Origin of the sequence: Saccharibacillus brassicae (assembly GCF_006542275.1) — a bacterium.
Lineage (GTDB): Bacteria > Bacillota > Bacilli > Paenibacillales > Paenibacillaceae > Saccharibacillus > Saccharibacillus brassicae.
The window spans coordinates 3072499-3091566 of the sequence record NZ_CP041217.1; the positions used below are offsets into that span (position 1 = coordinate 3072499).

Sequence of the window (19068 nt, forward strand, 5' to 3'; positions counted from 1 at the left end):
GACCGAAGTATGGTTTGAACGGACAGCCGTGTTCAGGGATTCCCCTTGAACACGGCTTCCGCTTTATGCCATACTTTTAAGGTTATAAGGAAATAAAGGGTTGGCTCCAATGATTGGATCGCAATTTTCACACCCATAAGGAGGAACGGCATTGAAGAAATGGTCGTACGTCATTATGCTGCTCGGACTCTGCGTCATTCTCTACCCCAGCGTGAACACCTGGCTGGACGATCGCGCCCAATCCGAACTGCTGGAAAAAGCCGAAGCGGAGAGCCAAAAGCCGCTGGATCTGACGCGGGTATCGAGCGAGGTAGCGGTGCCGGATTACCAGAAAATTTCGAATCTGCTGGACGAGGGCGACGAAGAAGAAGCTTCGGCCGAGACGGTGGCGCCGCTCGATGCCGATTCGCTGCAGGACGGGGAAGTGCTCGGCATCATCCGCTACGACAAACTCGACATTAAGCTTCCGATCGTCGAAGGCGCGACCAAAGCCAATATGAAAAGCGCAGCCGTGCACGTAACCGGAACGGGACTTGCCGGTATGCAGGACAGCAATATGGCCGTCGCCGCCCACCGCGCGCACAAAACGGGCAGATTGTTCAATCGGTTGAACGAAGCCAAAGTCGGCGACGTGGTCGAGATCGACCAGGGAGGCCAGACCTACAAGTACGAAGTGAACGATATCCAAATCGTCGAACCGACAGACGTCTGGGTGCTGGATGCCAAAAAAGGCGAGACCGCTTTGACGCTTATTACGTGCGACCCGCTGATCAATCCGACGCATCGGTTGATCGTGCATGCCGTGTTGAGAAAATAGCAGAGCGAAGTGCGACTAAAGTCACATTGCCCTTGGTCCTGCTTTGCCCTTATATTAATTGTAAATTGCTAGATAGATCTATTCGTTTTACCATACCGGAACAAGCAACAACTTTGAGAAACGCAAACCAAGCGAAAGTTTGGGACGCAAAGTCTGGAGTCTACGGTGCCTCTTCGGCACAATGACCGTCCGACCGCCACGAAGAAATTCCTGGCGGTCTTTTTGTGCGTTCCGCGCAGGAGACGCCGCAAATACGGTCAAACAGCGGAGGAGAAGCAAATGAACAAGATTACTAAAATTTCGGTAACGGCCGTACTGGCTTTTTCGATCGGCTTCGGTCCCGTTCAGGGGACGACGCATGCGTCGAGCAGCTCGATTCTGGGTCCGGCCCAGCTATTCAACGTGTTCGTGCTCGGCGATCTGAGCCAGAAGTATACGGACGTCGAAGGGCGAATCGCGGCAGGCGGCAACGTCGTCGTCGAAGGCTATTCCGTCGGAAGCAGCCTGGGCAGCGGTTCGAACCAGCCGGTGCTCGTGGTCGGCGGCAACCTGACGTATAACAACGGCCAAGCGAACGGAAGCGTCGCCTACGGCGGAACGCTGAACCAATCGCCTACGGCCAACTTCATGGGAACGGTCACGTCCGACGCGGGCCAGGTCGTCGATTTCAATTCGGCGGCCGTCTACCTGAACGGACAATCCAGCTCGCTCTCGGCGCAAAAAGCGAACGGGGAATACAAGAATAACTACGGCGAAGTTCAACTGAAGGGCGGAGACAGCGGCCTGAACATTTTCAACCTGGACGGCGCTGCCCTTTCTTCGGCCAACGGCCTGCGCATCAACGTTCCTTCCGGATCGACGGTAGTCGTCAACATTTCGGGCAGCAGCGTGAATATGCGCTATTTCGAGACGTTCCTCGAGAACGGCGTCAACCAGAGAAACATCATCTACAACTTCTATGAAGCGACAAGCCTCAACATCGCGGGAATCGGAATCAAGGGCTCGGTCCTTGCGCCAAAAGCGAACGTTCAATTCGATAACGGACAGCTGAACGGTACGCTGATTGCCGCGTCGCTGACCGGCGGAGGCGAATCGCACAACCATCCGTTCGAAGGCAACGTTCCGACGCCGGAAACGCCGCCGACGCCGGAGACCCCGCCGACGCCGGAAACGCCGCCGACGCCGGAGACGCCGCCGACGCCGGAGACGCCGCCGACGCCGGAGACGCCGCCGACGCCGGAAACGCCGCCGACGCCAGAGACGCCGCCGACGCCGGAAACGCCGCCGACGCCGGAGACCCCGCCGACGCCGGAGACCCCGCCGACGCCGGAGACCCCGCCGACGCCAGAGACGCCGCCGACGCCGGAGACCCCGCCGACGCCGGAAACGCCGCCGACGCCAGAAACGCCGCCGACGCCAGAAACGCCGCCGACGCCGGAAACGCCGCCGACGCCGGAGACGCCGCCGACGCCAGAGACGCCGCCGACGCCGCCGACGCCAGAAACGCCGCCGACGCCAGAGACGCCGCCGACGCCGGAAACGCCGCCGACGCCAGAAACGCCGCCGACGCCGGAAACGCCGCCGACGCCGGAAACGCCGCCGACGCCAGAGACGCCGCCGACGCCGGAAACGCCGCCGACGACAATGCCGACCGACCCGGTCGTCGTCTTCCTACCGGATGAACCGGTGCCGCAGGGCTCCGTCACGCCGAGTCCGACGCCGTCGGCTCCGACGCCCTCAACTCCGACGCCCTCAACTCCAGTAGAGACGCCGTCCGTTGCGGCGGAAGAAGTGATGATCCCGGAAGACCCGACGCCGCTCGGCACGCCTGACGTTCCGGCACCGACGCCGTCGACTCCCGTGGAGGAGACGCCGTCCGTTCCGGCGGAAGAAGTGACGATCCCGGAAGACCCGACGCCGCTCGGTACGCCTGACCTTCCGGTACCGACGCCGTCGACTCCCGTAGAGGAGACGCCGTCCGTTCCGGCGGAAGAAGTGACGATTCCGGAAGATCCGACGCCGCTCGGCACGCCGACCGTGCCGGGTACGGTCGTACCCGGCGGGGAACGGCCGAACGCGCTGCCGCAGACCGGCGATGCTTCGCCGATGCCTCTCTATATGTGGGGCTTTGCGCTGATCGCGCTCGGAGCGGGTCTGCTCAAGCGCGAACTGCGCAAATAACCTTCGAAGATTCGCACCGAATCCACTCCCGTTTGGCGGGAGTGGATTTTTTTTGCCCATAAATAGTTTGTTCGACTTATAAAGAAAACGTCTATCCATGCCGATAATATAAAGAGTAAGCAAAGTTTTATCCTTTTTTCGCGTCGCACGAAAATTAAACTGTGTCTTTAGTTGGAAAAATCAAAAAAACCCGTATTGCTAAGTCGCTCTTTAATGATACTATATAACTAATAGAAGCTTTTCACGACAAACGGCAAACCTGCTTCGAAAGACAGGGACGCAAAGCTATAGGGCCTTACCCCCAGGGGATGGCAGCCAGCCGCCGAAAGATAGGGCTTTTTTCTTATTCTCGCTTTTGTGCCCCGGGCACCCGACATTTCCAGATAAGACTAAAACGATAAAGGCAAACCTGATCGAAAGACAGGGACGCAAAGCTAAAGGGCCTTACCCCGCAGGGGTTGGCAGCCAGCCACCGAAAGGAGTTTTATCCATGCGCAAATGGATCCTCAAACTTACGCTCGCACTGAGCTTGACTGCCGGCTTGCTGCCGACGGTCGCCGCACCCGCTTCCGCCTCTTCCGTAGAAACTTCGTGGCTCGATACGTCTTCCCTTCGTCAGGGAACGATCGGCGTCAGCTACAGCACCAACACTTCCAAAAGAGTCAAAGTCATGATCGCCAAATCCAGCACCGTCTATACGTACGACCTGAACATGTCCAAGAAATCCGAGAACTTCCCGCTGCAATCCGGCGCAGGTTCGTACGAAGTGACGCTGCTCGAGAACACGAGCGGAACGAGCTACAAGAAGATCGGATCGACTTCCGTCGAGCTGAGCGCGAACGACCAAACGAACGTTTTCCTCGGTTCCGTGCAGAACGTCAACTGGAAAGACGCCGCCAACGCTTCCGCCCTGGCTGCCAAACTGACAGCCGGCAAAAAAACGGACAAAGAAAAAGCGCAGGCGATCTACGACTACGTCGTTTCGAACATCAAATACGACACGCAGCTGGCCGCAGCGGTCGGTAACGTATATATTCCTTCGGCAGACAGCACGCTCGTTTCCAAAAAAGGCATCTGCTACGATTATGCTTCCCTCATGGGCGTTATGCTGAGAAGTTCCGGCATCCCGACCAAACTGATGATGGGCAGCACGACTTACGTCAAAGAGTATCACGCCTGGAACGAAATCTACCTGGACGGCAAATGGGTCATCGTGGACGCAACCGTCGACTCCGCTTACAAACAAGCCGGCAAAACGATTCCGTTCGCCAAAGAAGCCAGCAAATACAGCGCCCAAAAAGTGTACTAAAAAAGGTCCGTCCTTCCTGTTATAGGAACATACGCACGAATTTTCAAAGCCCCGTCCAGGAGACGGGGCTTTTTTGCGTTTACATTTTTTATGCAAATAGGAGCTGAATCTCATGAAGGGGCTGCCGATTTTGCCGTTGTAAAGAGTAGGGACGCAAGTTGGACGCAAGTTCATCCGAGGTGCCTCCCGCTACCCGAAAAAGGCAAACCCGATTGAAAAACGGGGGCGCAAAGCTATAGGGCCTTACCCGCAGGGGATGGCAGCCAGCTATCGAAAGGAGTCTATTTCATGTATAAATGGATTTTGAAGAGCGTTCTTGCCCTGACCTTGGCAGCCGGCTTGACGGCAGGCACGGGAGCGACCGCGAACGCGGCGGCGGCGCAGGCCCCATCGTGGGTCGATGCTTCCTATGCCAAACAGGGAACGGTGGGCGTTCATTACGGCGGCGCAGCCTCCAAACGGCATAAAGTGATGATTGCCAAAGCAGGCACTGTCTATACGTACGATCTTAGCCAAGCGAAGCGAGCCGAGATTTTTCCGCTGCAATCCGGGAGCGGTTCTTACGAGGTGACGCTGCTTGAACAAATAAGCGGGACGAGTTACAAAAAGATCGGCAGCACGTCTGTCCAACTTCAGGCTTCCGGCGCCAACCGGGTCTTTCTCGGCTCGGTGCAAAACGTGAACTGGAAAGAATCCGCAAGCGCCACGGCGTTGGCCAAAAAGCTGACAGCCGGCAAAAAAACCGACCGTGCCAAAGCGGAAGCCGTGCATCGGTACGTCACGGCGCAGATCCGCTACGATTTTGCCAAAGCCAAGTCGCTCGGCGGCGCGTATCTGCCTTCGGCGGACGGCACGCTCGCTTCGAAAACAGGCATCTGCTACGATTATTCTTCGCTTATGGCCGTTATGCTGAGAAGTTCCGGTGTCCCGACCAAGCTCGTCATGGGCAAAACGACTTACGTCAAAGAGTATCATGCGTGGAACGAGATTTACCTGAACGGCAGATGGGTGACCGTGGACGCCACGGTCGATGCGGCCTACAAGCAGGCCGGACAGAAAGTGTCGTTTGCGAAAGACTCCGGCAAGTACAGCGTGCAGAAAGTGTATTGATCCCAATATGCGCGAACCGGAACTCCGCCTTATAGCGGGGTTCTTTTTTTATGGAAAAGAAGGCATGGAAAATAGGAAACAACGAATCCCGCCCGCGACACGTTCAATGAGAGGAAGCGGGGCAAATCGATCGACCCGCAAGACGAGGAGGCCGCATGAAAACACACTACGCACTTGGACTTATTTTCCTGTTCATGCTGGCGATCTTTCTGGCGGAATATCCGTTCTCCAAAAAGATCGATACGCAGATTCCGGCAATCTTGTCGGTCGCCGATACGCCGTATCCGTATGAAAGTTCCGATTCCGGAGCGGCGGCCACGACGTATACGGACACGCCGACCGTGATCCGCGTTCAGGGCGAAGTGTCACATAAACTTTTTCGCCAACCGGAATTCAACGTGACCGTGACCGTCGACGGATTCGGCTGGATGACCGACGGTCGTCATTCCAGCCAAATCATCACAAGCGAACGGATCGAGGATATCAATATGGGGACTTTGCAGCATGCTTATACCCCCGAATATGCCGGCTCGGACTGGACGAAGTATATCAAGACGTCGCTGATCTGGTTCGACGACGATTTTGAACAGGTGCATCTATCGACTTCGACCCTTGAATGGATGGGCGAGCCGCAGCAGGCAGCGCGGAACCTTGAAGTTACCGGGCAGGCGGTAAACGAAGCGCAGGCCAAAGAGGTCCGGCGGAAACTCAGCGAAACGTATCCGGATTGGTTCGGCTTTTGAATGAAGGACCTTTCTCCCTGAAGACGCTGAACGTATAATAGGAAGAAAAAGTACGGGAGGCACGCCATTATGTACCGGATCGCCATTTGCGACGACGAGCTGCCGCGCAGGGAAGACGTGCAGCGGATGCTGCTCGGGCTGTCCGTGAAGTCGGGCATCGACTTCGAGACCGGCCTGTTCGCTTCGGGCGAAGAACTGCTGAACCATTACGACGAAGGCGGAGAGCCTTTTCATATTCTCGTGCTCGATATCGAGATGACCGGACTCACGGGCATCGACACGGCGCGGAAGCTGCGGGAGAAGCGGCGGCTGAGCGAACAGATTATCTTCCTGACGAGCTACGCCGAATATATGCTGGAGAGCTTCGACGTGATGACGTTCCAGTATTTGCTGAAGCCGGTCGATCCCGCCGTTTTCGAAGAGAAGATGCTCAAGCTGTGCCGTTATTTTGAAGAAAAAGAAAGCGAGATCCTGATCGTCAAGTCGGCGGACGGCGATCTGGTGCTGCATCACGACGAGATCATCTCGATCGAAGCTGCCAACGGCCTGACTGTCAAAAACAAGCTGAAGATTACGACGACCCGCGGCGTCCACGACGGCCGGGGAATGATCTCAAGTTACGCCGAAGCGTTGAAAGATGGACGGTTTCTGCAAATCCACCGTTCGATCCTGATCAACCTGTCGCATGTGCACAAATTTTCCGGCAGCCGCGTCGTGATGTCCAATGCGGCGGAACTGCCGATCGGGCGCTCCAAAGTCAAAGAAGTCAAAGACGCCTGCACCCGGTTCATGGTTGCGAGGACGGAATGATGGGAGATCTGCCGCTTCTGATTATTCTGAATATCGGGACCTCGCTGGTCATGGCCGTTCAAGTAAATTTTTATTTCAATTCCGTGTTCGACAGGGAACGCAGCAAACGCAGCAAAAAATATTGGACCGCCGCTTTTTTACCGTTGATCTTCGTGTATCTGTCCGTTGCGCTGCCCGATCTGCTGTCGTCTTTTTTTGCGGTGGCGGTTATTTTTATGTTTGCGCAGGGCTATGACGTTTCGCAGAAGCTCAAATTGATGTTCGCGATCTTGTATGCGGTGCTGCTGACGTTGATCAACCTGATCTTGATCTACCTGATCCATCCGTCGCTTGCGCCGTTCGGGCTAAGGACGCCTTCGAACGAGATTCCGAGTACCCTTTCGCTCGCCGTCACGATGCTGATCGGCTGCACGATTATGTTCGCGGTCATTCAAGTGATTCGCCTCGTGGTGAAAAAACGCCGTTTTCCGCTGGAGCCGCGGTATACGCTGCTGTTTCTGTGCGTTCCGCTGATCAGCATCTATCTGGTGAACGTCTTTACGCTGTACAGCGTAAAAAACATTCATTATTTTCTGTCCATCTTCGGCTTTATCGTGCTTAACATTCTCGTCGTCTATATGCTCGATACGGTCATCGCCCGGTTCCGGCTGACGCTGCAGAACGAACGGCTGCAGAGCCAGATGGATTATCAGGACGCCAACTACGAGAAAACGGTGCACAGCTTCAAAGAGATCAAGCGGATCATCCACGATACGAACAAGCAGCTGCTCGTCGTGGCCGAATATATCGAGCGGGGCCGCGGGGACGAAGCGCGCGAGCATATCCGGGCGACGCTGAGCGAGATCGACAACGCCTACCGGCGGGTCAATACCGGCAACCTGGTCGTCGACGCGCTCGTCACGAACGCGCTGAACGTCGGCCAGGCCAACGGTATCCGCATCGATACGGAACTGGGCCTGCGCGAGCCGGAGCTGCCGATCGAACGCTACGACCTGTGCGTCGTGCTCGGCAACATGCTCGACAACGCCGTCGAAGCGTCGAAGCGGATCAAGCTCGCCGAAGACCGGCATATCCGCGTCCATATCCGTTCGAGCGAAGCGGCGCTGTTCATTCGCGTGCGCAACCGGACCGAGCGGGAAGTGACCGACCTGCGCAGCCGCAAAGCCGATCCGGACGACCACGGGTTCGGACTGACCAATATTGAGCGGATCTGCACCAAATACGGCGGCCATATGGCGATCGAGACGGAGCATCGGACGTTCGACAATATGGTCGTGCTGCCTTTTTCCACCTGAGTGTTCGAACAGGTTCCCCGGCGAATATGCCGTTCGGGAGCCTTTTTTGACGTTTCGGCATTTTTTTGCGCCCAACGGGGACGGTCCGGTTATGCTGGGTCCATAGGCAAGGACAACCCGAATACATAGAGAAAGAAGGCGAAATTATTATGAAAAGAATCAAGCGTCCGATGGATAAATGGAAAAAAAGCGGAGCAGCGGCAATGGCGGCTCTGCTGCTGGCGATGCCGGTAGCGCAGGCACAGACTTTCGCGCAGGGCGCGGACGCTTCGAGTCCGGCGGCTGCTCAATCGGCGTCGAAAGCGACCGTCACGAAAAACGCACAGGCCAAAGCGGAAGCGATGACCAAAACGCTGATGGAGGCGTACGGCGTGACCGGCGCCCAGTACGCGATTCGCGATGGCGGCAAAGTCGTCCTGTCCGGAGGCGCGACGCTCGACGACGCGGGCAGCAAGCAGAACATTTCCGCCAGCCGCATGTTCGGGATCGGCTCGGTCAGTAAGATGTACGTAACGGCTGCCGCGATGATGCTCGTCGACGACGGCAAAGTGGACATCGACCGTCCGCTGACCGACTACGTGCCCGAGTTCAAAATGGCGGACGAACGCTACAAGCAGATTACCGTTCGCATGCTGATGAACCATTCGTCCGGCCTGTACGGATCGCATTACAAAAATACGATTCTGATGAACGACAACGATACGCAGAACTACGATTCCCTGCTCTCGAACCTGAGCGTGCAGCGTCTCAAGTCCGATCCGGGCGAATACTCCGTGTATGCCAACGACGGCTTCCAACTGCTGGAACTGCTCGTGGAGCGGGTGAGCGGCATGAGCTACAGCGCGTTCATCAAGCAGCGCATCAGCGATCCGCTGAACCTGACCGGCACGAAGACGCCGATGGACGAGTTCGACCGCACGCAGCTTGAGCCGATCCGGCTGCCGGGCATCCCGAACGCGCTGCCGCCGGAAAACGCGAACATTCTCGGCACCGGAGGCGTCTACGCCACGGCGGAAGAGCTGACACGGTTCTCCGACGTGCTGACCGGAGAAGCTCCGCAGCTGCTGTCCGGGAAGTCGGTCGAAGCGATGCTTCAGCCGGAATACCGCAACGGCGTCTGGGTCAAAGATACGAAAAACGCGTTCGGTTACGGCCTCGGCTGGGATTCGGTCGATCTCGAACCGTTCGGCGATTACGGCATCCGCGCAGCTACCAAAGGCGGAGACACGATCATGTACCATTCCGCCCTGGTCTCGCTGCCCGATTCCGACGTTTCGATCGCGTTCCTGACGTCCGGCGGTTCGTCGGTGTTCAACACGACGGCGGCAAGCAGCATCCTGCTGGAGTATCTGGCGGAGAACGGCGAGATTCCGAAGGTACTGCCGGAGCCGACGTTCGCCAAGCCGGTCAAACAGGCGCTTCCGGCCGAACTCGAGAAATATGCCGGCTTGTACGGAACGGTCGGCGAGACGCGCCAGATTGCTTTTAAAAACGGCGAACTTGCCATGCCGGCGCTGATGAGCGACATGATTCCGGCGCAGGCTTACGTCTACACCGGAAACGGAGCGTTTACGAGCGAAGACGGACGGACCGAACTCAGCTTCGACGAGCAGACCAACGGCCACACGTATATTCGTATCAGCAGCCAGATCGAGCTTCCGGGCATCGGCAGCACGCGGATGGCGTTCTACGAAGCGCAGAAGCTTGAAGCCAACAAGGTCGATCCGGCGGCGAAGGCCGCCTGGCAGAAGCGCGACGGCAAATCGTATTACGCGGTGGACGAGAAAATCAATTCCCTGTTCTATATCGCTCCTTCGATCCTGACGAAGAAAATTGCGCTGGACCCGAGCGGCGGCTACGCCAACGGAACCCGGATCACCGACGCGGACCACGCCGTCAACGCGGCCGAGATTCCGGTCATGAACGGCCGCGATACGTTCGATCTGGACTTCTCGCGCCAGGGCGGCGTCGAGTACCTCAAAGCCGACGGCCGCACGTACGTGAGCGAAGACGCGATCGGTCCGATCTATGCCGGCGCTTCCTCGGTCGTGACCATTCCGGCAGCCGGCAGCGTACGCTGGTTCGACGTTCCGGCAAGCGCGGCAGGCAAGACGCTGACGGCGGAATTCCCGCAGGGCGCGGGCTTCGCGGTGTATGACAAAGACGGCATGCCGGTCGCCCTCTCGGCCGCTACCGGCGCCAAGACGGCAGTGCTGCCGGAAGGCGGAACGGTCTTGTTCGGCGGCAAAGCCGGAGACGTGTTGAAAGTGACGCTGACCCACAAATAAGCCAGGTATTAGACAAGAAATCGCTGCGGCGATCGTAAGCGGAAATCCGGTTCTCCTTCGGGGGGAGCCGGATTTTTTTGCCTGAAAAACACGAAAATTGTCTGTTTAAATTGAATTTCAAAAAATAATATCATGCACTATACATATTGGGGCCGTAAATGTCGAAAAATAGATGCGGGCCTATGTGACTAGCGACTCATTTTTTCAAGACGTAAGCCCCGCACTTTGACTAGAGGAGCCTACAACCGACATGAAATTATTACGAAGCCTCACCGAGAGCTTGTTTTTACGGATTTTGTCTATTGCGGCTTTGTGTATCGTGTTATCCATGATCATCTCGACCGTGGCGATCGGGTATATGACGTCCCGTTCGTACGAGACCATGAATACCGATTCCCTGACGCGGGTCGCCGACGAGAAAGTAACCGAACTCCAGATGATGATTACGGCCCAGCAGGACATGGCCAATTCGATTTCCACCGAAGTGTTCAACGTCGACTATTTCAAAAAGTTGATCGCGACCGGGGTGACGGACGCGGCGGCTTTTGCCCGCATCCAAAGCAATCTCGACGCAAAATTGAACAATTCGAACGGCTTGTACGAAAATATCTTCTTCACGTACCAGGACAAATTGTACCTGGACGGCCTGTCCGGCAAATCGCAGGGCACGGACATGCTGTCGACGTCGCCCTGGTACAAGCCGGCCCGCGACAGCGGCAGCCCGCTCGTCGGGGACCTGCAAACTTCCCCGGTCTCCGGCCTGCCGGCGATCGTGATCGCGTCCCCGGTCAAAGATCCCGCCAGCGGGGATCTGCTCAGCGTGTTCGCGCTGCCGATCAACATCAACGTGCTGCTCGGTAAAATTACGGAAAAAGCGGACAGCGAAGTGATCTCGACCGTCGTGACCGACGAAAAAGGTATCGTAATCGCTTCGAACGATGCGGAGCAGGTGCTCAAGACGGACTTTACCCAACTCGGCAACGAAGAAGGCATGCAGCAGATCGCCGCAGCCGGAACCGGTACGGGCTACATTACGATCGACGGCGTGCGCTACCTCGCTTCTTTCATCAAAGACGACGTGCTCAAGATGAACGTCGTGACGTTCCTGCCGGTCAGCAGCTACATGAACAATCTGTACGGCATGCTGACGACGATGGTCGCCATTACGCTCGCCGCGCTGCTGATCGCCCTGACCGTGCTGTTCCTCGTCGTGCGCAGCATCGTTCGCCCGATTCGCGTGGCGTCCGAGCAGTTGGAGATTATGGCCCAGGGCGATTTCTCCGGCGAAATGCCGGCCAAATACGCGAACAGCGTCGGCGAGACGGGCGTGCTGATTCGGTCCATGAACAAAATGCACGAAAACACGAAGCAGGTCATTCAATCGGTCAACGACGAATCCGGTTACCTCAAAGAGTCGTCCAACACCGCGAGCGTCATGTTTGCCGATATGGACCGGGAACTTCAGGACGTATCGGGCACGACGCAGAGCATGTCCGCGGGCATGGAAGCGACGGCGGCCGCGGCGCAGCAGATCAATGCGTCCACGGACGAATTCGAGAAAGCGATCGGCTCGATCTCCAAGGGAGCGCAGGAAGGCGCGCAGGAAGCGGCTGTCATCAGCACGCGCGCGAAAGAGTTGAAAACGGCGCTCGAACTGTCGATCGCGCAGACGACGAGCGCTTACGAAGAAGTGAAATCCGGTCTGGAAGAAGCTCTGGAAAAATCGAAATCGGTCGATGCGATCAAAGCGCTGAGCGAAGCGATTTTGCAAATTACCCAACAGACGAACCTGCTCGCGCTCAACGCTTCGATCGAAGCCGCAAGAGCCGGCGAAGCCGGCCTAGGATTCGCCGTCGTGGCGGACGAAATTCGCAAGCTGGCCGACGCTTCCAAAAATACGGTCGGACAAATCCAGATCATTACCGGCGAAGTGACCGATTCGGTCGGCAATTTGCAGCATTTCACGCAGCATCTCGTCGAAATCCTGACCGGGACGATCGCCAACGATTACGCGATGATGACCCGCACGAGCGAATCGTACCTGAACGACGCGAACTATATGGACCGGATGGTGTCCGACTTCAGCTCGACCAGCGAGCAGTTGAGCGCGTCCGTGCAAAGCCTGGCGCAGGCGATCAACGAAATTTCGGGCTCCAACAACGAATCGGCGGAAAGTACGGAAGAGATCGCGAGCAAAACGGCCAGCGTCGTCGACAAAGCGAACGGCATCGCCGGAGAAGCGCAGAAAACGAACGAAAGCGCGGAACGTCTCAACCAAATGATCGGCCAGTTCAAAGTCTAAACGCGCACGAACCCGCAACCGAAAAAGAAAAGGGCCGCTCCGGCAAGTCGGAATGGTCCTTTTTCATGCGCCGATCAAAAAGAAAGCCCGAGGTTCCGCGTTCCGGTCAAACGGTGGTATAATGGACGAATCGAAAATTCAGGCAAGCCCGTGATCGGCGCACGCACGCAAACGGTCGGACAGGGGAGTCAGGGGAGTGAAATGAGCGACTTTTTCGCAAGGACGGCGGCGTATTCGTACCATCTATATTTGAATGCGGACAGCGGGGGACAGTTCTGGCTGAGCGCGACGGACGGGGAAGGGCCCGTTCTGCTTCGCGATGCCTTGACGCCGCTGCCGCGCTACATGCTGCCGGAGTATCGGCTGAACCGGGAAGAGACGCCGGTCCGCGCTTCGCGGCTGCTCGTCGTGCGCGATACGCTGCTCAAAGCGATCGGTCGGGGCGACGCCCCGGGCATGCATCTGCATATGGGCGACGAAGTGGAACTTGCGCTTATGGCCGACCCGGACGGCGATCACGGCCTCGCCTTTTTCCTCGACGGGGAGCGTTCTTCGCTGATCGGCCGGCTGCCGGAAGGGGCGTTGTACCTGGAACCGGGCTGGTTCGGCCGCTTTATCGACGACGGCTACGAACTGATCGACCTGCCGGGCTTCGAGGAAGACGACCTGGACTGGATCGGACGCCGCATCGGCGCGGACGAATGGGAAGAACTGCTGGTCCGGGTCATTCCGTCGATGCGCGAGCGCGGCCTTGCCGTGCGCAGCGAGATCGAATATTCGGCGAAGCCGGCAGGCCGGCTGGACATTACGGACTGCGGCGAAGACTATGCAGCGGTCGCGGTATCCGGCGGCGGGAACGTGCTGCGTATGGCAGAACTGGAAGGTTACGTGCTGGAACCGCACACGCCAAGCGGGCCAGCCGGCGACGAATTCGGCGCGGACGGTCGGTCCGGGGCTGAGGAAGCGAGGACTTCAGGCGAAGAATCGGACGGACAAGGCGGCGTGGAAAAAAGAGCGGGCGAACGCGATCGCCTGGTGGAACGGCTGCCCGACGCGTCCGATGCGGTTGAATCGGTCGGCGGTCCGGCGTTTACGATGCGCCCGGCGCTGCAGGCGGAGAGCGTGCGGCGCCTGTTCGGCTCCGACGGCGGCGGAACGGTCCGCGGCGACGCGCTGGCGGAGTTCGCCCGCCTGGCCGAGCGGGAATGGGGACCGCTGATTGCCGGGCGGGAAGCGGCGAAATTCCGCGACCTGCACCGGCTCTATGACGCGGCGGATTGGAACTGGTCGCTTCGCGGCGGCCCCGTCCCGGAACGGGGCGTCGGCGTCGTGCGCGCCGAGCCGGTATTGAGCGCGGGCGGGCTGCATTTTGCGGCCGCCGAGCTGATCGACGCCTGGAGCGAAGGGCGTCGGTATTTGCGCCTTGAGGACGGATGGATCGACCTCGAGGCGCCGGAATTTGCCCGAAGCCTGCGCGAGCACGGCGCGGGCGGCGGGTCGGCCGGCCTGATCTCGGCCGGCTTCTCGTACCGGCAGCGGATCGGGCTGCCGGGCGAGGCTGCGGCCGGAGAGCTGCCGCTGGCGCTCGAAGGGCCGAAGCCCGTGCAGGCCGGCGAAGCACGGCCGGCTTATAATCATCTGCGCTACCTGGCCGGCTGGGGTATGAACGGCGGCCTGCACGGCGGAGCCGAGCGGTGGCTGGCGGAGCTTGCGGCTTTTGCGGCGCGGACGATCGCCGAAGCGCCGGACTGCCGGCTGGTCGTCGTCGGGCGGCGCGAACTGCTGACGGCGCTGGCCGAAGCGGCAGGCCGCGATGCGGGCGGCGGGGCGGCGGAAAGCGCCGCTGCCGGGAGCGAAGCCGAGCATGGCGGCGCGATTGATCCGCTGCGGCGCTGGGCGGACGGGGAAGCGGAGCCTGCTCGTCCGCACGGCGAAGAAGCGGCGGAATCGGCGGAATCGGTGCCCGGCGCCGGCCGGGGCATGCCGCTGCCTGCGCGAAGAGAACAGGGCGCCGATGATGCGCGGACCGGGAGCGGCTTTGCCGCTTCGGAAGCGGCGCCAGAAGCGGCACCGGAAGCTGCGCCGGCCGATGCCGGAACGACCGCATCTGGCGGGGCTTACGCCGACGCGTCGACGGGACTGATCCTGCTGCCGATCTCGCAGCTGCAAAAAGCCGATTTCGACGAGAAGCTGCAGGCGGATATTTTGCTGCTGCTGGAGCCGGACGCTTCCGTGCGTTCCGACGAGACGCGGCTGTTCAGCCGGATCGACTCGGCCGAAGCGAGAGTGCGGATCGCCGTCTATTCGGACGAAGGGCATATGAACGATGCGCGCGTCCGCGCCGTGCAGATCCGGCTGCTGAAGCTGTACGATTCGCTGACGCGCAGCTTCCTGCTGCTGGACCCCGGCAAAGGCTCCGCCGCGCCGGGAGCACGGCCTCCGCTGCGCCGCGTGCCGGAGATGCAGCTGCCTTCCTGGCACAAAGACGCGGCCGGCATGGCCGAACTGTTCGTCGACGAGCCTGCGGCGAAAGCGAAGCAGCCGGGCCGGGGTCTGGCGATCCCGCCCCGCCCGGGCGGGGCTTCGGGCCCGGACGGCGCAGATGCCGCGGATCGGGCGGGTGGCGGCGGCATACGGCCGGACCCCCGCGATACGCAGGTCTCGCGGCCGGAGCCGCAGCGACCGGGTTCCGCAGCGCGCCGCCGTCCGGCTCCTTACGCCGGCGGCGAAGTCCGTCCGGTGCGGCCGGTACAGCCGCAGTCGGCGGAGCGCGAGTTCGTGCGCCGCGCCCGGGAGATGGAAGGCCGGACGGAGTCCGAAGTGCCGTTCGCACCGTTCTCCAGCTATTGGCCGACGTACGCGGCGATGAAGCCGGAGCAGGAGCAGTGGTATTACTACTGGCGGAGCGAATTCCGCCGGGGCGAAAAAGTCGAGACCGATCTGTCTTATCTGTTCATCTACGTGTACGAATTGATCAACGGCGTCGGGTGGGAGCATCCGCAGGACGGGCTGGACACGCTGGTCCGCGTCTGGGAGACGTACCGCGCGCGCTTCCGCCGCCTGGACGGCTACATGGCCGAATGGGTACGCGAATTCGCGCTCGTGCATGCGCTCGATCTGCCGGAATCGTCCGCGCTGGAGCAGACTTCGGCGCTGCTGGGCGGCGAACTGCTGGATCTGGAACTGGCGCGGCGCTTTGCCGAAGAGCCGCTCGATTTGACGTGGGAACTGATCGCCCGGCTGTCGGACTACGACGCGACGACGAGCCGTTTCTATAAGGATCAGGGTAAAAAAGTGCTGCCGCGCGTCGTCCCCCACGTCGTGCGGGCGCTCGACGAGCATTTGCTCCGCGCGCGCGGCATCCGGCTGCCGGGACTGTTCCGCGCGGCCGACGACCGGATTACGGAACGCTATTTGTTCCGCAGCGCGGTCTACGATTCCGAATTGTATGGCCGGACGTTTCTCGTGCGCGCGCCCAAGCTCGGCCTGCACGCGCAGCTGCGCGAATTCATGACGCAGGTCGTGCGCCAGAGCGAGAACGAACTGCGGGCCCGCTTCAAGTTCGGCGGGCGGCTGCGCGGGATCAAGCTCGATCCCGAGCTGATGGGGGTGATCGCCGAAGCGGTCGAGCGCGAGTTCCTGCCGCCGGAAGAACGCGCCGCGCAGCAGGCGCCCAAGCGGCCCGAAGTCCGCTTCGACCTGGAAGAACTGGAGAAGCTGCGCCGCGATTCCGACGAAGTGCTGCGCATGCTGACCGGCGAATTGATGGCCGGCGGCGGCCCGGAAGGCGGACCGGAAGAGAAGCCGGCCGCACAGGGCGAGGCTGGAGCCGGGCAGCCGGGCGAAGGAATAAACGGAGAAGCAAGCGGGAAACCCAGCGGAGAACCGAACGGACAGCCGATCAGGGAACCGCTTGGAGAAGCCGGACATACCGGGCAAGCCGATGCTGCCGACAGGGAGCGGGAAGCCGGCTTGGATCGCGCTCCGACCGATGCGGCGGAGCGGCCGATCGGCGCCGAGTCCGGCGAATACGACGGCTTCGAGATGCTCGAACTGCCGGAGGATGCCGGAGAAGGGTGGAGCGGCGAAGATGTTCCGGGCGCGTTGTCGTTCGAGCCGGAGGAGTATGCGGCGCGCGGCAGTTCGCGCGAGGAGGCGGCCGAAGCCGCCGGGCCTGCGCCGCATTCGCTTGACGCGGCGGACACCCGGGCCGAGGCGAATGCCGAGTCGGATGCCGAAGCGGCCGAGCCTGTTTCGGCCGCAGGCGCGGCCCCGGCCCCGGTAGAAGACGGCTGGGACGTGTCGAAGCTTGACGCGGACTGGCAGGCCTTCGCGGCTATGCTCGGCCCGGCCGAGCGGGACATGATCCGCGCCGTCCTGCTGGATCTGGGCGACGCGGAGCGGATGGCCATCGCCGGTCTCTCCGGCGAGCTGCCGGAGACGATGATCGACCGGATCAACGAAGCGGCGATGGAAGCGATCGGCGATCTGCTGATCGACGCCGGCGAAGTGCTGGACGAATATTTGCCGAATCTGGACGGGCTGCGCGCGCCGTGAAATCGGCGCGCGGCTCTTTTTTAACCGGAACAAAAAGAAAGACTATGGTATAGTTTGGTCGGAACAGATTTGCAGAGCAACATTCGGAGGTGACTGAACGTGAATCAGACGAAGATCCCCAAGCGGATATCGTCGGCGCTGGTGAACTCGCTGAGCGCCGGCGTCGTGCCGCGGATCGGACTTGAATATATAGCGGTCGGACGGAAGCTCGAGATCGAATCGGTGCTCAGGGAGCTGGGCAACGTCGCCGAAGGCGGAGCGGCGTTCAAGCTGATTACGGGCCGGTACGGCAGCGGCAAAAGCTTTTTGATCCAAATTTTGCGCAATTACGCGATGGACCGCGATTTCGTCGTGGCCGACGCGGATCTGTCGCCGGAACGCCGGCTGGTCGGCACGAAAGGGCAGGGACTCGGCACGTACCGCGAACTGATGACGCATCTGTCGACGCGCACGCGTCCCGACGGCGGCGCGCTCGAAGCGGTGCTGCAAAAATGGTTCGCCTCGCTGCAGCAGCAGGCGATGGCGGAACTTGCGCTGCGGCCGGACGACGAACAACTGCCGGTCGAAGTGGAACGCCGCATCTTCGAAGTGACGGGCAACATGGAACATATGGTGCACGGCTTCGACTTCGCGCGCGTCCTGTCCGCTTATTGGAACGGCTACAAAATGTCCGACGACGAACTGAAGCAGAACGCGCTGCGCTGGCTGCGGGGCGAGTTCCCGACCAAGACCGAGGCGCGCAAATGCCTCGGCGTCGGCGTTATCATCGACGACGACAACTGGTACGACTACATGAAGCTGTGGGCGGAATTCATGGCGAAGATCGGGTACAAGGGTCTGCTGCTGTTTATCGACGAAGGCGTCAACCTGTACAAGATCACGAACACCGTCTCGCGGCAGAGCAATTACGAGAAGCTGCTGACGATCTTCAACGATACGATGCAGGGCAAAGCCCAGCATCTCGGCATCTTCCTCGGCGGTACGCCGCAGTTCGTGGAAGACCAGCGACGCGGACTGTTCAGCTACGACGCGCTGCGTTCGCGGCTCGTCGCGGGCCGCTTCGGCGAAGGGGCGGGCATGCTGCATTACGCCGGCCCGATCCTGCGGCTGGAGATGCTCTCGCACGCGGAGATTCTCGTGCTGCTGGAGAAGCTGCGCGATTTGCACGCGTCGCATTACGGCTACGTGTCCGCGCTCGACCAGCATCACCTCACCCGATTCATGGAATCGGAGCTGGGCCGGATGGGCGCGGACGCGCTGCTGACGACGCGCGAAGTCGTGCGCGACTTCATGGATTTGCTCAATACGCTGCATCAATATCCGGACCGCAGCTTCGACGAGCTGCTGCCGGACTTGCTGGGCCGCGCGCCGCAGATCGGCGGTCTGGGCGCCCTAGGCACGCTTGGCGCTTCCGAAGGTGCGCGCGGCAGCGGAACGCAGGGCACGGCTGCGTCTGCGGCTGCGGCGAGCGCGCCGTCCGCAAGCGGAACGAACGCCCCGCCTGCGGGGCGGGGCGGCGACTCCGATCCGCGAGGGTCGAGCGTCGATTACGGCGGCCGCTCGCCTGGCGGCCGTGAAGGCTACGAAGGCCACGAAGCTTCGGGAAGCGAAGCCGTGGGACGCGATGCGGGCGCCGGCCGGAGCCACGGAGGCCGG

At 60.3% G+C, this 19068-nt stretch carries 10 protein-coding genes, 1 pseudogene and 4 riboswitches; all 11 genes and pseudogenes read left to right on the top strand.

Annotation, left to right across the window (positions count from 1 at the left end; genetic code table 11):
• Positions 1–151 precede the first annotated feature (151 nt).
• Complete coding sequence (locus tag FFV09_RS12795; RefSeq protein ID WP_141448190.1) at positions 152–817, top strand: class D sortase; 666 nt, start codon at positions 152–154, stop codon at positions 815–817.
• A 111-nt stretch (positions 818–928) separates the two neighbouring features.
• A riboswitch (cyclic di-GMP riboswitch) is annotated at positions 929–1018 on the top strand.
• A 78-nt stretch (positions 1019–1096) separates the two neighbouring features.
• Positions 1097–2998, top strand: a complete 1902-nt coding sequence (locus FFV09_RS24355; protein ID WP_141448191.1) for a choice-of-anchor A family protein — start codon at positions 1097–1099, stop codon at positions 2996–2998.
• Positions 2999–3240: 242 nt separating this feature from the next.
• Positions 3241–3325, top strand: a riboswitch (cyclic di-GMP riboswitch).
• A gap of 65 nt (positions 3326–3390) precedes the next feature.
• A riboswitch (cyclic di-GMP riboswitch) is annotated at positions 3391–3475 on the top strand.
• Between the two features lie 13 nt (positions 3476–3488).
• Positions 3489–4307 carry a transglutaminase-like domain-containing protein gene (locus tag FFV09_RS12805; protein ID WP_141448192.1) on the top strand — a complete coding sequence of 273 codons (819 nt, stop codon included), beginning with the start codon at positions 3489–3491 and terminating at the stop codon, positions 4305–4307.
• A 191-nt stretch (positions 4308–4498) separates the two neighbouring features.
• A riboswitch (cyclic di-GMP riboswitch) is annotated at positions 4499–4582 on the top strand.
• Between the two features lie 13 nt (positions 4583–4595).
• Positions 4596–5417 (top strand): transglutaminase-like domain-containing protein, encoded by an 822-nt coding sequence (locus tag FFV09_RS12810; protein ID WP_141448193.1) that lies wholly within the window; start codon positions 4596–4598, stop codon positions 5415–5417.
• A gap of 155 nt (positions 5418–5572) precedes the next feature.
• Positions 5573–6160 carry a hypothetical protein gene (locus FFV09_RS12815; protein WP_141448194.1) on the top strand — a complete coding sequence of 196 codons (588 nt, stop codon included), beginning with the start codon at positions 5573–5575 and terminating at the stop codon, positions 6158–6160.
• 69 nt (positions 6161–6229) lie between these two features.
• The gene (locus FFV09_RS12820; RefSeq protein WP_141448195.1) at positions 6230–6970 is read left to right on the top strand and encodes a LytR/AlgR family response regulator transcription factor; all 741 of its coding nucleotides are present in this window, start codon (positions 6230–6232) and stop codon (positions 6968–6970) included.
• Entirely contained in the window at positions 6967–8265 is a 1299-nt protein-coding gene (locus FFV09_RS12825; protein WP_141448196.1) for a sensor histidine kinase, read from the top strand. The genes FFV09_RS12820 and FFV09_RS12825 overlap by 4 nt, the downstream gene beginning before the upstream one ends.
• A 149-nt stretch (positions 8266–8414) precedes the next feature.
• Positions 8415–10553: a serine hydrolase domain-containing protein gene (locus tag FFV09_RS12830; protein WP_246098327.1), complete on the top strand. Its 2139-nt coding sequence runs from the start codon at positions 8415–8417 to the stop codon at positions 10551–10553.
• Between the two features lie 250 nt (positions 10554–10803).
• Entirely contained in the window at positions 10804–12855 is a 2052-nt protein-coding gene (locus FFV09_RS12835) for a methyl-accepting chemotaxis protein (RefSeq protein ID WP_246098328.1), read from the top strand.
• A 201-nt stretch (positions 12856–13056) separates the two neighbouring features.
• Positions 13057–17412, top strand: coding sequence for a TerB N-terminal domain-containing protein (locus FFV09_RS12840; RefSeq protein ID WP_141448197.1), 4356 nt, complete (start codon positions 13057–13059; stop codon positions 17410–17412).
• A gap of 99 nt (positions 17413–17511) precedes the next feature.
• Positions 17512–18786 (top strand): annotated as a pseudogene (locus tag FFV09_RS24170) (ATP-binding protein); the annotation flags it as partial.
• Positions 18787–19068: the final 282 nt, after the last annotated feature.

Coding starts and splice junctions, on each gene's coding strand:
- FFV09_RS12815 (WP_141448194.1), top strand. CDS start 5,573: ATGAAAACACACTACGCACTTGGACTTATTTTCCTGTTCATGCTGGCG.
- FFV09_RS12820 (WP_141448195.1), top strand. CDS start 6,230: ATGTACCGGATCGCCATTTGCGACGACGAGCTGCCGCGCAGGGAAGAC.
- FFV09_RS12825 (WP_141448196.1), top strand. CDS start 6,967: ATGATGGGAGATCTGCCGCTTCTGATTATTCTGAATATCGGGACCTCG.
- FFV09_RS12830 (WP_246098327.1), top strand. CDS start 8,415: ATGAAAAGAATCAAGCGTCCGATGGATAAATGGAAAAAAAGCGGAGCA.
- FFV09_RS12810 (WP_141448193.1), top strand. CDS start 4,596: ATGTATAAATGGATTTTGAAGAGCGTTCTTGCCCTGACCTTGGCAGCC.
- FFV09_RS12835 (WP_246098328.1), top strand. CDS start 10,804: ATGAAATTATTACGAAGCCTCACCGAGAGCTTGTTTTTACGGATTTTG.
- FFV09_RS24355 (WP_141448191.1), top strand. CDS start 1,097: ATGAACAAGATTACTAAAATTTCGGTAACGGCCGTACTGGCTTTTTCG.
- FFV09_RS12840 (WP_141448197.1), top strand. CDS start 13,057: ATGAGCGACTTTTTCGCAAGGACGGCGGCGTATTCGTACCATCTATAT.
- FFV09_RS12805 (WP_141448192.1), top strand. CDS start 3,489: ATGCGCAAATGGATCCTCAAACTTACGCTCGCACTGAGCTTGACTGCC.